Origin of the sequence: Paraburkholderia sp. SIMBA_027 (assembly GCF_046535315.1) — a bacterium.
Classification (GTDB): domain Bacteria; phylum Pseudomonadota; class Gammaproteobacteria; order Burkholderiales; family Burkholderiaceae; genus Paraburkholderia; species Paraburkholderia tropica.
The window spans coordinates 249,562-262,632 of record NZ_JAWRWY010000012.1 but is presented as its reverse complement, the minus strand read 5'-3'; the positions used below and the strand labels follow the sequence as shown (position 1 = coordinate 262,632).

General features: G+C 66.2%; 12 protein-coding genes. 11 read left to right on the top strand and 1 reads right to left on the bottom strand.

The window, feature by feature from the left end; all coding sequences use genetic code 11:
• Positions 1-71 precede the first annotated feature (71 nt).
• The 8 genes from SB764_RS23590 (at position 72) to SB764_RS23555 (ending at position 10,914) form a co-directional block, all read left to right on the top strand.
• On the top strand, positions 72-2,180 hold the full coding sequence (locus tag SB764_RS23590; RefSeq protein ID WP_410865095.1) for a TonB-dependent siderophore receptor: 2,109 nt from the start codon (positions 72-74) through the stop codon (positions 2,178-2,180).
• A 46-nt stretch (positions 2,181-2,226) separates the two neighbouring features.
• Positions 2,227-4,179, top strand: a complete 1,953-nt coding sequence (locus SB764_RS23585) for an extracellular solute-binding protein (RefSeq protein ID WP_410865093.1) — start codon at positions 2,227-2,229, stop codon at positions 4,177-4,179.
• A 7-nt stretch (positions 4,180-4,186) separates the two neighbouring features.
• Positions 4,187-5,236, top strand: coding sequence for an ABC transporter permease subunit (locus SB764_RS23580; protein ID WP_322007318.1), 1,050 nt, complete (start codon positions 4,187-4,189; stop codon positions 5,234-5,236).
• A 14-nt stretch (positions 5,237-5,250) separates the two neighbouring features.
• A complete protein-coding gene (locus tag SB764_RS23575; protein ID WP_321904752.1) occupies positions 5,251-6,396 on the top strand; it encodes an ABC transporter permease in 1,146 nt (381 codons plus the stop codon).
• Positions 6,393-8,018: an ABC transporter ATP-binding protein gene (locus SB764_RS23570; protein WP_410865091.1), complete on the top strand. Its 1,626-nt coding sequence runs from the start codon at positions 6,393-6,395 to the stop codon at positions 8,016-8,018. The genes SB764_RS23575 and SB764_RS23570 overlap by 4 nt, the downstream gene beginning before the upstream one ends.
• Positions 8,019-8,123: 105 nt before the next feature.
• Positions 8,124-8,744 (top strand): RNA polymerase sigma factor, encoded by a 621-nt coding sequence (locus SB764_RS23565; protein ID WP_183715000.1) that lies wholly within the window; start codon positions 8,124-8,126, stop codon positions 8,742-8,744.
• A 16-nt stretch (positions 8,745-8,760) separates the two neighbouring features.
• Positions 8,761-9,057 carry a hypothetical protein gene (locus SB764_RS23560; protein WP_065058487.1) on the top strand — a complete coding sequence of 99 codons (297 nt, stop codon included), beginning with the start codon at positions 8,761-8,763 and terminating at the stop codon, positions 9,055-9,057.
• 69 nt (positions 9,058-9,126) lie between these two features.
• Positions 9,127-10,914 carry an ABC transporter transmembrane domain-containing protein gene (locus tag SB764_RS23555; RefSeq protein WP_410865088.1) on the top strand — a complete coding sequence of 596 codons (1,788 nt, stop codon included), beginning with the start codon at positions 9,127-9,129 and terminating at the stop codon, positions 10,912-10,914.
• A gap of 85 nt (positions 10,915-10,999) precedes the next feature.
• On the opposite strand, the gene SB764_RS23550 is transcribed toward SB764_RS23555, so the two are convergent.
• Positions 11,000-11,338, bottom strand: coding sequence for a hypothetical protein (locus tag SB764_RS23550; protein ID WP_321904755.1), 339 nt, complete (start codon positions 11,336-11,338; stop codon positions 11,000-11,002).
• Between the two features lie 323 nt (positions 11,339-11,661).
• On the opposite strand from SB764_RS23550, the gene SB764_RS23545 reads away from it, so the two are divergent.
• The 3 genes from SB764_RS23545 (at position 11,662) to SB764_RS23535 (ending at position 13,055) form a co-directional block, all read left to right on the top strand.
• Positions 11,662-12,504: a nickel/cobalt efflux protein RcnA gene (locus SB764_RS23545; RefSeq protein ID WP_410865086.1), complete on the top strand. Its 843-nt coding sequence runs from the start codon at positions 11,662-11,664 to the stop codon at positions 12,502-12,504.
• Between the two features lie 74 nt (positions 12,505-12,578).
• Complete coding sequence (locus SB764_RS23540) at positions 12,579-12,851, top strand: metal/formaldehyde-sensitive transcriptional repressor (protein WP_065058482.1); 273 nt, start codon at positions 12,579-12,581, stop codon at positions 12,849-12,851.
• Positions 12,852-12,854: 3 nt separating this feature from the next.
• Positions 12,855-13,055: a DUF1289 domain-containing protein gene (locus SB764_RS23535; protein ID WP_410865084.1), complete on the top strand. Its 201-nt coding sequence runs from the start codon at positions 12,855-12,857 to the stop codon at positions 13,053-13,055.
• Positions 13,056-13,071: the final 16 nt, after the last annotated feature.

The window sequence follows — 13,071 nt, the reverse complement described above, 5'->3', positions numbered from 1 at the left end:
GACTACTACGTATGAGAAAAAGCATATTCCGTTTGCGAGTGATTCCGGCGTTGCTGATTGGCGCAGGCACGTTGACCGCCACTCTCGCTTACGCCGACGACACCTCGAACGGCGCGCAGAATCCCGCGAACGATGCTGCGTCAGGCGCAGATAAAAACGACAACAAAGTCCACAGCCTCGCCACGGTGACGATCAACGGCACGCGCCAGCAAGCGCCGAAAGTATCGAGCGGCGCGCTCGGCACGCGCTCCGATCTGGAAACGCCGTTCTCCACGCGTGTGGTCGCGCAGCAGGAGCTTGAAGACCGTCAGGTGAAATCGCTCGGCAAGGTGTTCTCGGAAGACGCGGCGGTGATGTCGCTCGGCGACACCTATTCGTTCAACGCGTATTCGATCAACGTGCGAGGCATTCCGCTCGACGACTACAACGGCTACAAGATCAACGGTCTGCCGTTCTATATGACGACGGTCGAATTGCCGGTCGAATCGTTCGAATCGATTCAATTGCTCAAGGGCGCATCGGGTTTTATGTACGGATTCGGCGCGCCGGGCGGCATTATCAATTTCGTGACGAAGAAGCCGACCGACACCTTCACGTTCAGCGCCGACGTGGGCTATAGCTCGGATTCCGTGTTCAGCCAGCACATCGACACGGGCGGCCGCTTCGGCCCGGACAGCATGTTCGGCTATCGCTTCAACATCACGCACGAACAGGGCGACACCTATAACGATGCGCACGTGCTGCGCAATTCGGAGTCGCTGTCGGTCGATGCGCGCCTCACGCGCTCGCTCACGTGGACCTTCGACGGCCTTTATCAGTCGCGCAAAGTTGACGGCGGCATTCAGGACGTCATGCTCAGCGACTACACCGGATCGAGCCTGCCGCGCGCGCCGAGCGGACGCACGAACCTCTCTGCTTACGGCGATACGTTCTTTAATTCGAACGTGTATTTCGTCAGCAGCGGCCTGCACTGGCAGATCGATCCGGTCTGGAAAGCGAGCATCGACTATAGCCACAGCAAGGACGAGCGCAATTATTCCGGCCAGTGGCTCGACCTGCTCAACGAGCAAGGCGACTTCAACACCTATCTGAACCGTTCGCGCGGATCGTCGATTTACGACGTCGTGCAGGCCACGCTCGAAGGCAAGTTCTCGACCGGCCCGGTCGATCATCAGGTCGTGCTGGGCGTGTCCCAGCAATGGCTCACGAAGAAGACCGTGCCGGCGTCGCTCTATACGGATATCGGCTCGAATAATCTCTACGACACGATCACGCAGCACACGTGGGACGGCACGTACGATTACAGCCAGCAGTACAACAATTTCAATTCGCAGCAGAAGTCGATTTTCGCGAGCGATACGCTGAGCTTCCTGAAATACTGGTCGATTCTCGCGGGCATTCGCTACACGAGCTATCACCAGACGTCGTGGACCTCGCCGTCCACGTCGCCGGTCAGCTATACGCAGAATCCGGTCACGCCCACGCTCGCGCTGATGTTCCGTCCGCGCAGCGACCTGCTGTTCTACGCGAGCTATGTGGAAGCGCTCGAAGACGGCGGCACCGCAGCCGAAGGCTATGCGAACGCAAACCAGGTGCTCGATCCGATCAAGAGCAAGCAGTATGAAGTGGGCGTGAAATACGACGGCCGCCATGTGGGCGCGTCGGCGGCGCTGTTCCGCATCGAGCGCGGCGCGGAGTACGGCAACGCGCAGAACGTCTACGTTTCGAACGGCAAGGAGCGCATCAACGGCCTCGAACTCGACGGTCACGTCGATCTGCCCGCGGGCTTCCGTGTAGCAGCGAGCACGGCCTGGGAAGCGGGCACGTATAGCGAGACCGAGGCCGATCTGATCGGCAAGCGCATCGAGGGCATTCCGCGCTGGCAGGCCACGCTGCAACTGAGCGATCGCATTCCGGGCGTGACGGGCCTCACCGCGAACGCCGAGGCGCATTACTACGGCAGCATGATGGCCGATGCGAACAACAACTACGTGCTGCCGAGCTTCACGCTGTTCAACGCGGGGCTGAGTTATCGCACGACGGTGGCCGGTCATGGCGTGACGCTGCGCGCCGAAGTCGACAATATTTTCAACCGGCATTACTGGGGCTTCCTCCAGTCCGACTATATGTTCGTCGGTGCGCCGCGCACGCTCGCGCTCAACGCGCGCTTCGATCTGTGAGCGCCGCCCTGCTCCGTTCCGGTGCCTCGCGCGGGAATGCGCCGCTATGAGCGCGTTCCTGCAAAACGCAACGCGGCGCGCGCGCATCCGGGCAGGCGTGTGCGCGATCGTCTTCGCGCAAGTCACGGCGATGGCGCATGCGGCGAGTCATGAGGCAATCGGCACGACGAACGGCGCGTCGAACAACGAAGCGCAAGCCGGGCACTGGCAAACCACCCTCGCCCTGTTCGACGACGCGCGCCCCGCCGCCGTCCCGGCGCGCCTGCCGTACGCCGACGACACACCGCCGCGCGGTGGCACGCTGCGGCTCGCGAATTACATCGACGCCACGCCGGTCGTCACATCGTACGACTCGCTCAATCCGTTCCTGCTGCGCGGCAACGCCGCGCCAGCCGCGCCGATTCTGCTGTTCGAAACGCTGATGCAACGCAGCCTCGATGACGTCAGCACGCAATATCCGCTGCTCGCCGACCGCGTGGCCATCGCACCGGACGGACGCTCCGCGACCTTCCATCTGAATCCCGCCGCGCGATTCTCGAACGGCAAGCCCGTGACCGCCGACGACGTCGTCTGGTCGTTCGAATGCCTGAGCCGCGCGCCCACGTCGCCGTTCTACAGTGGCCGCTACGCGCTGATCCGCGCGGCGCACGCACTCGACGCGCAAACCGTGCGCTTCGACTTTCGCGCGGCGCAGCGGCGCGCCGTGCTCGACGCGGGCGACCTCTACGTGTTCTCGCGCGACTGGGCGCGCACGCCAGCGGGCGGCACACGCAGCTTCGACCAGCTCGCGACCGTGCCGCCCATCGCGAGCGGCCCGTATCTGATCGCCTCGCGCGCGAGCGACCGCGAAATCGTCTACCGGCGCGATCCGCATTACTGGGGCGCGGATCTGCCCGTGCGGCGCGGCATGTTCAACTTCGACACCGTGAGCTTTCGCCTCTACAGCGACGACTCCGCGCCGCTCCAGGCGTTCCGCGCGGGGGATATCGACGCCATGTTCGAAGGCAGCGCCGAGCAATGGACGCGCAATTACAGCGGTCCAGGTTTCGCCGCCGGCACGCTGCACAAGCAGGAATTCGCCGAGCAAGGCATCAGCGACGCGCAAGGTCTGTTCTTCAATCTGCGCCGCAAGAAGTTTCAGGACCCGCGCGTGCGCGAAGCCGTGGGTCTCGCGCTCGATTACGAGTGGATCAACCGCAACATGTTTTTCGGGCAGTACGAACGCAGCCAGGGCTTTTTCGACGACAGCGAATTCGCCGCGCGCGGCGCGCCCGACGCGGACGAACTCGCGCTGCTCGAACCGCTGCGCGCGAAGCTGCCGCCCGAGGTATTCGGCGAGGTGCCGCCGCAGCCGCAAACCACGGGACGCGACGGCCTGCGCCGCAATCTCGCGCGCGCCGAAGCGCTGCTCGACAGCGCGGGCTGGCAGTACCGCGACGGCGTGCTGCGCGATGCATCAGGCGCGCCGTTCACGATCGAACTGCTCGACGACGGCACCGGCATGCAACGCATTCTGATGGTGATCGTGCGCAATCTGCGCATGCTCGGCATCGACGCGCGTCTGCGCATCATGGACCAGACGGTCATCAACGAGCGCCTCAAGCATTTCGATTTCGACATGACGACGCTTGGTTATCGCGCGGCGAGCGTGCCGGGCGGCGAACTCGCGCGACGCTTCGGCAGCGAGGCCGCGCACACGCCCGGTTCGGAAAACTACGCGGGCGTCGACTCGCCCGCCGTCGATGCGCTGATCGCCGACGTCCAGCACGCGCACAGCGAGCACGCGCTCGTGACGGCGGCGCGCGCGCTCGACCGCGTGCTGCGTTGCGACCGCATCATGGTGCCCGAGTGGCACATCACGCACGCGCGCGTCGCGTGGAACCGCCGCATCGCGCCGCCCGCGCGGGTGCCGAAGCAATATCCGTGGATGGACTGGGTGATCGGCTGGTGGCACGCCGCGCCGCAAAACGCGCCCGCTTTCGCGCAACGACAGGAGTAAGCGCATCATGATCGCCTATATCGGCCGGCGTCTCGCGTTGATGATCCCCACGCTGCTCGGCGTGCTCACCGTCACTTTCATCATCATGCAGTTCGTGCCCGGTGGCCCCGTCGAGCAGGTGATGGCGCGCCTGCAAGGCACGTCGATGCATGGCGAGGGCGGCGGCGGCAACGGCGGCTATCACGGCAACGAAGGCGTCGATCCCGCGCAGATCGCGGCGATCCGCCACGAATTCGGTTTTGACCAGCCGCCGCTCACGCGTTACGTTCGCATGCTCGCGCATTACGCGCGCTTCGATCTCGGCCAGTCGTTCTTTCAGCATCGCTCGGTGTGGGAGCTGATTCGCAGCAAATTGCCGGTGACGGTCACGCTCGGCAGCTTCACGCTCGTGCTCACCTATCTGATCGCCGTGCCGCTCGGCATTGCGAAGGCGCTGCATCGCGGCACCGCGTTCGACTTCGCGACCAGCGCCGCGCTGCTGGCCGCCTATGCGATTCCCGGCTTCGTGCTCGGCGTGCTGCTGATGATGCTGTTCGGCGGCGATCTGTTTCTACACGTGTTTCCGCTCGGCGGCTTCGGCTCGGAAGGCCATGACGCGCTGCCATTCGCGCAACGCGTGCTCGACCGGCTCTGGCATCTGGCGCTGCCGGTGACCGCGTCGGTGACCGGTAGTCTCGCGGTGGTCTCGCTGCTCACGCGCAACGCGTTTCTCGACGAACTCGCGCGCCAGTACGTGCTGACCGCGCGCGCGAAAGGCGCGGCGCGCAGCGCGGTGGTCTGGCGGCACGTGCTGCGCAACGCGCTGCTGCCGCTCGCGACCGGCCTGCCCGCCGCGTTCATCGCCGCCTATGTGAGCGGCAGTTTGCTGATCGAGACGCTGTTCTCGCTCGACGGCGTGGGCCGCCTTTCGTACGACGCCATCGTGGGCCGCGACTATCCGGTCGTGCTCGGCTCGCTGTTCGTGTTCACGGTGGTCAGTCTCGTCGCGCGGCTCGCGGGCGATCTTGCCTACGCGCTGATCGATCCGCGCATTCATTTCGGCGGCAACGGCCGCTGACTTCGGGGTTCTGCATGGAAGCCATCACACCGCTGCGCGACGAGGCGCAGCCCGCGTTCGACGATGAAAAAACGGCCGCACCGGACCTTGCGCCCGCCGCGCCTGATGCGCCTGATGCACCCGCATCGACGCCATTCTGGCAACGTCTGCGCCGCCAGCGACTGGGCTGGGCGAGCCTGATCGTGTTCGCCGTGCTGTTCGCCGCCAGCCTCTGCGCGGGCGCGATCGCCAACGACCGGCCGCTCGTCGCGCGCTATCACGGCCACTGGCTGTTCCCGGCGCTGCACGTCTACGCCGATCGCGACTTCGGCGGCGCGCTGCCCACCGAGGCCGATTATCTCGATCCCTTCATACGCGACCAGTTCTCGCGCGACGGCAATTTCGCGCTCTACGCGCCGTGCCCGTTCCGCTACGACACCGTGAACTATCACTCGGCGCGACCGTTTCCCGCGCCGCCATCGGCGCAAAACTGGCTCGGCACCGACGCCTATGGCCGCGACGTATTCGCGCGCGCCCTCTACGGCCTGCGCAGCTCGGTGCTGTTCGCGTTCGCGCTCACGCTCAGCGGCGCGCTGATCGGCGTGCTCGCGGGCGCGTTGCAGGGTTATCACGCGGGCCGCGTCGACCTGCTCGGCCAGCGTCTGATCGAAATCTGGAATGCGCTGCCCGACCTCTATCTGCTGATCATTCTGTCGTCGATCTTCGAGCCGAGCCTCGCGCTGCTGTTCGTGCTGCTCGCCGCGTTCGGCTGGATCACGCTGTCCGACTACGTGCGCAGCGAATTCCTGCAAAAGCGCGCGCTCGATTACGTGCGCGCCGCGCGCACGCTCGGGCTGTCCGACTGGCAGATCATGTGGCGGCACATTCTGCCGAACAGCCTCACGCCCGTCATCACGTGGCTGCCGTTTCGCATGAGCGCGGCGATTCTCTCGCTCGCGAGCCTCGATTTCCTGGGGCTCGGCGTGCCGCCGCCCGCGCCGAGCCTCGGCGAACTGCTGGCCGAAGGCAAGGACCATCTCAACGCGTGGTGGATTTCGGCGACGGCGATTGCCGCGCTGGTCGTCACGCTGCTGCTGCTCACGTTTATCGGCGATGCGTTGCGCGAATCGCTGTCGACCGATCGTCATCGCGCGCACGACAACACCCAGGAGCGTTCATGACGACGCCAGTTCTCGAAGTCGACGGCCTCGACATTCGCATCGGATCGCGACGCATCGTCCGTGGCATCGATCTGACGATCGCGCGCGGCGAACGCGTGGCGCTGGTCGGCGAATCGGGCTCGGGCAAGAGTCTCACGGCGCTCGCGCTGCTCGGTCTCGCCGACGCCGCGCAGGTCAGCGGCAGCGTGCGGCTGGCGGGCCAGGAACTGCTCGGCAAGAGCGAGGCGCAATGGCGCGCCGTGCGCGGCGGCGACATCGCCATGGTGTTTCAGGAACCGATGACCGCGCTCAATCCGCTCTGGAGCATCGGGCGGCAGATCGGCGAAAGCCTGCGTCTGCATGCGAATCTGCGCGGCGCGGCCGCGCGCGAACGTGCGATTGCGCTGCTGCGGCGCACCGGCATTGCCGAACCCGAGCGCAAGGTCGACTGCTATCCGCACCAGTTGTCGGGCGGACAACGCCAACGCGCGATGATCGCGATGGCGCTCGCCTGCAACCCGCGCCTCTTGATCGCCGACGAACCGACCACCGCGCTCGACGTGACCGTGCGCCGCCAGATCGTCGATCTGCTGATCGAGCTTCAGGAAGCCGACGCGGACGGGCGCGGTCTTGCCGTGCTGCTGATCACGCACGACCTGCATCTGGTGCGGCGCTTCGCGCATCGCGTGGCCGTGATGCAGCATGGCGCGATTGTCGAGCAAGGCGCGACCGAGGCGCTGTTCGCGGCGCAGCGGCATCCTTACACGCGCAAGCTGTTCGACAGCGCGCCGCGCCGCACGCTCGCGCCGGTTCCCGACGATGCGTCGCGCGTGCTCGCCGTCGACGGACTGCGCGCCGGCTATCGCGCGCGGGCGCCGGGCTGGCGCGGCGTGCTGCGTGCGGGGACGAGCGCGGTGCTCGACGGCATCGACCTGCATCTGCGCGCGGGCGAAACGCTGGGCGTGCTCGGCGAGTCGGGCTGCGGGAAATCGACGCTCGCGGCGGCCATCGTCGGGCTGGTGCAGCCGGTGGCGGGCACGATCCGCTTTGCGGGGCTGAATGGACTCGATGGCGCGCCGCAATCACCGCCACGTCGCGTGCTCGCCGCCCACGTGCAAATGGTGTTTCAGGACCCGTTCGGCTCGCTCGCGCCGCGCCTGACCGTGGGCGAGATCGTCGAGGAAGGACTCGCGCTGCATCATCCGGATCTGCCCGCCGATGCGCGGCGCGCGCGCGTGGCGGCGCTGCTGGCCGAAACCGGCCTGCCCGCCGACGCAGCCTCGCGGCTGCCCGCCGCGTTTTCGGGCGGCCAGCGCCAGCGCATCGCGATTGCGCGTGCGCTTGCGGTGAATCCGCGCATTCTCGTGCTCGACGAACCGACGAGCGCGCTCGACGTCTCGATCCAGCAGCAGATTCTCGCGCTGCTCACGACGCTGCAACGGCGTCACGGCCTGAGCTACGTGTTCATCAGCCACGATATCGACGTGCTGCGCGCTGTTTCGCATCGCCTCGTGGTGATGCACGGCGGCAAGATTGTCGAGACCGGCGACACGCTCGCGGTGCTCGACGCGCCCGCGCACGCCTACACGCGCAAGCTCGTCAGCGCGGCGCAACTGGCGCCCGCCAGTCTCGCGGCGGCGTAATCCCCGCGTAATCTTTCGCGCACGCAGGGTTGGGCCACGCCGGCGGCCCAACCCGATCTTCGGCGGGTGTCACAATATTCCCCTTCCCGAATCGTCTTCACGGGTATGGAACCGCCGCTCACCCCGAACCCGCTGCCCCATCCGGACCGTCCGGACCGCGACATCGCCGACACCGTCGCCCGCGAGCGTCCGAGGCTGCGCAGTTTCATCCGTCGCCGCGTGATCGACCAGGACGAAGCCGAGGACATTCTTCAGGACGTTTTCGAGGAACTCGTCGAGGCCTGGCGACTGCCCGAGCCGATCGAACAGGTCGGCGCGTGGCTGTTTCGCGTCGCGCGCAACCGGATCGTCGACCGTTTTCGAAAACGCAAGGAAGTCCCGCTCGCCGATCTCGGCGGCGGCATCGGCCAAAGCGGCCAAAGCGGTGCCGAGCCCGGCGACGATCACAGCGACTACCGCCTCGACCTCGCGCTGCCCTCGGCCGACGGCGGCCCCGAGGCCGCGTACGCACGCGCGGCGCTGCTCGACACGCTGCGCGACGCGCTCGACGAACTGCCCGCCAGCCAGCGCGAGGTGTTCGTCGCGCACGAACTGGACGGGCGCAGCTTCAAGGAACTGGCCGCCGCGACCGGCGTGGGCGTGAACACGCTGCTGGCGCGCAAGCGTTACGCGGTGCTGCATCTGCGCGAGCGTCTGCGGGCGTCGTGGGACGGCTATGACATCTGAACCGAAGGAGAACAACATGCAATTTCGCCGCAAGATTTTCGCCAGGATCGTGGTGGTGCTGGCCATCGTCGCGCTGCTGGGCTGGGTCGTCATGAGCCTGTGGAACTGGATCGTGCCGTCGCTCGTCGTCGATGCGCACGCCATCGACTATCCGCGCGCCATCGGCCTGCTCGTGCTCTGCCGGATTCTGTTCGGCGGATTCCGCGGCCACGGCGGCTGCCGCCAGCGCGGCAAATGGCGTCAGTGGAAGCAATGGCAAAGCATGACGCCGCAAGAGCGCGAACAGTTGCGCAACGGGCCGCTGCCGGACTGACATCGCCCGCAGCGCCGCTGCGTGTATCGTCACGCTTTCCTTCTCATTCGCTCGACTCCGAGACTTGCCATGCCAGAAGCCGCCGTCCGCTCGTCGCGCGTCGCCCCGCTGTTTGCCCTGTTGCCGTTCCTGCGCCCTTATGCCGGGCGCTGGGCGCTCGCCTTTCTCGCGCTGCTGACCTCGGCGGGCGCGACGCTGGCGCTGCCCGTCGCGTTCAAGTATCTGATCGATCGCGGCTTCGCCAGCGGCAACCGCGCGCATATCGATCGCTATTTCATCGCGCTGTTCGTCGTGTCGCTGATCCTCGCGGCCGCCACCGCGCTGCGTTTCTACTGGGTCTCGTGGCTCGGCGAGCGCGTGACGGCCGATCTGCGGCGAGCGGTCTACACGCACGTCATGCGCATGAGCCCGCAATTCTTCGAGACCACGCAGACGGGCGAAGTGCTCTCGCGCCTCACCACCGACACCACGCTGATCCAGGCCGTGGTCGGCACCAGCCTGTCGCTCGGCCTGCGCAACGCGCTGCTGACCGTCGGCGGCGTGACGATGCTGGTGGCCACCAGCCCGGTGCTGTCCGGCTACATCATTGCGACGCTGATCGTCGTGGTGCTGCCGATCGTCGTGTTCGGGCGGCGGGTGCGGCGGCTCTCGCGCGCGAGTCAGGACAAGGTCGCGAATGCGAGCGCGCTGGCCGGCGAAGTGCTCAATGCGATGCCGACCGTGCAGTCGTACACGCAGGAAGGCTATGAGACGAAGCGCTTCGGCGGCGCGGTCGAAGCCGCGTTCGACACCGCGCTCACGCGCATCCGGGCGCGCGCGAGCCTGACGGCCGTGGTGATCGTGTTCGTGTTCGCGGCCATCGTGTTCGTGCTCTGGCTCGGCGCGAAGGCGGTGCTCGCGGGCAGCATGACGGGCGGCCAGCTCTCGCAGTTCATTCTCTACGCGGTGTTCACGGCGGGCGCCGTGGGCGCGGTGGCCGAAGTCTGGGGCGATCTGCAGCGCGCGGCGGGCGCGACCGAGCGGCTGTTGCAGTTGCTGGCGGCGCGCTCGCCGGTGGAAGAAGCCGACAAGCCCGTGCCGCTGCCCGCGCAGGGCGACGGCATCCGTTTCGAGAACGTGGGCTTTTCGTATCCGTCGCGGCCTGGCATCGCGGCGCTCGCGGGCTTTTCGCTCGATGTGCGACCGGGCGAGCATGTCGCGCTGGTCGGGCCGTCGGGTGCAGGCAAGACCACGCTGTTCCAGTTGCTGCTGCGTTTCTACGATCCGCAGTCGGGCCGCATCCTCATCAACGGCGTGCCGACGCGCGATGTGACGCTCGCCTCGTTGCGCCAGGCGATCGGCGTGGTGTTGCAGGAATCGGTGATTTTTTCGGGCAGCGTGCTCGACAACATCCGCTACGGCATGCCGGACGCCACGCTCGACGAAGTGCGCCGCGCCGCCGACATGGCCGCCGCCGGGTTCATCGAGCAATTGCCGGAAGGCTATGACACCTTCCTCGGCGAGCGCGGCGTGCGGCTCTCGGGCGGACAGCGCCAGCGCATCGCGATTGCCCGCGCGATTCTCAAGGACCCGCCGATTCTGCTGCTCGACGAAGCCACCAGCGCGCTCGACGCCGCCAGCGAACGGCTCGTCCAGACGGCGCTCGACAACGCCGCGCAGAATCGCACCACGCTGGTGATCGCACATCGGCTCGCGACCGTGCAGCAAGCCGACCGCATCGTGGTGCTGGAGCATGGCCGCATCGTCGCGCAAGGGCGTCACGCGGATCTGCTCGAAAGCTCGCCGCTGTATGCGCAACTGGCCGCGTTGCAGTTCGGCGATGCCACGGCGAAGCTTCAATCCGCGGCGCACGAATAAGTCACGACGTGCCGCACTTCGGGCGCTCGCATCGCGCGAGCGCCTGCTCTCTTCCCGCCGCGTTTGTCCAGCTTGCCTGGCGTGTCTAGCGCTGGGCGTTCAAGCCCAGCAAACGCTGGCATTCCGCACGGCTCTGCCCCGCCGCCCGCTGATCCTCGCTACCGAGCTTGTTGAAGCGCGCCAGCGCGTCGTTGGCGGCCGCCGGGTTGTATTCCTGCTTGTGCAGCGCGTAATCGGAGTTGCCGTTTTCGACCATATCGCGCATGTCCTTGCGCGGGTCGTCGGTGCCGTTGTTCTTCACCAGACAGAACAGCACGGTGTAATAGTCGCGCTCGGCGGGCGTGTAGCGCGGGAGCAGGAAGTGCGCCAGCGCTGCCGCCGAAAGAATCAGGCACAGCAGCGCAATCCAGCGTTTTTTCTTCATGGAATTCACATCGATGCGACGCGCGTCGCAAGCGGTGACGGCCTCGCGTCAGGGCACGGCGCGCGCTTGGGAGTCAGCAGACGGCAGGCGCGCGCGAGGCGCGGCGACTGCCCGAAAAGAGCCTGGATTATAAGCGCATCGAGAAATGCCCCGCAACGAAACGGGCGCGAGAATCACGGGGAATTAGCGCGAACCAGTGCGAATTAGTATATCCCCTCACCCTATTTGTGTAATATACCCCCCTACCGTATACGAATCGTCTCGATGAGACGTGACGCGGCGCGCGCCGCAGCCAGTTAGCCAGTCATCCAGGAAACCGCAGCATGATGGACTTTTCGCATCTTCTTTCGCAGGGCGCCTCCAGCGCCTGGCTGTTCATTCCGAGCGCGATCCTGCTGGGCGCGCTGCACGGACTGGAGCCGGGCCACTCGAAAACGATGATGGCCGCGTTCATCGTGGCGATTCGCGGCACGGTTGGGCAGGCGGTGTTGCTGGGCTTGTCGGCGACGCTCTCGCATACCGCCGTGGTGTGGGCCATCGCGCTCATCGGCATGTATTTCGGCCGCAACTGGAACGCCGCGAGCAGCGAGCCGTGGTTTCAGGTGGCCTCGGCGGTGCTGATCGTCGGCGTCGCGGCATGGATGATCTGGCGCACCTGGCGCGAGCAGCGCGCGGCGCATGAGCACGAGCATGGACACGCGCACGGCCATCACCACCATGATCACGATCACGATCATCACGGCCATGATCACCACCACGCCGACCTCGATGCGTCCTCCACCGAGTACCAGGACGCCCACGAACGCGCGCACGCGAACGACATCCGTCGCCGCTTCGCGAATCGCGACGTCACCACCGGCCAGATCGTCATGTTCGGCCTGACCGGCGGACTCGTGCCGTGCCCCGCGTCGATCACCGTGCTGCTGCTGTGCCTGCAACTGAAGCGTTTCGCGCTGGGCGCGTCGCTCGTGCTCTGCTTCAGCATCGGACTTGCGCTGACGATGGTCGTCTCCGGCACGCTGGCGGCGCTGAGCGTCAAGCACGTGTCGAAAAAATGGAGCGGATTCGGCGATTTCGCGCGCAAAGCGCCGTATTTCTCCGGCGCGCTGATCCTGCTCGTCGGCCTGATCGTCGGCTATCAGGGTTTGACGGCGCTCGCGGCCTGATGTCGCGGCGCGTAGCGTAGTCCCCCTCGCTATAGGCAGCGGTATACTCGGGTTTCCATCCGTCGAGGTCAGGCATGAGTCACACGATTCGCGAAAAACAGAAGCTGCTCAACCGCGTGCGCCGCATCAAGGGGCAAGTCGAGGCCATCGAGCGCGCACTCGAAGACGAGCGCGGCTGCATGGACGTGCTGCAACTGATCACCAGCAGCCGCGGCGCGATGAACGGCCTGCTCGCCGTGGTGCTGGAGGATCACATCCGCACCCATCTCGTCGATGCTGAACCCGCCGACGAACACGGCAGCGGCACCGAGCAGCTGATCGAAGTCGTCCACAGCTATTTCAAGTAAGCCATGGCCGTGAAATCGCCGTGCATCGAACGCTGTGCGTTCGATGGCAAAACCGGTTTGTGCACGGGCTGTTACCGCACGCGCGAGGAAGCGCGTGGCTGGAAGAAGATGACCGATCATCGGCGTCATCAGATCATCAACGAGCGCGCGCGTCGTCAGGCCAAAATCGGTCGCGAAACCGGCCCGCGCGTGAAAGGCGACTAAAAACCCGATTAAAAAC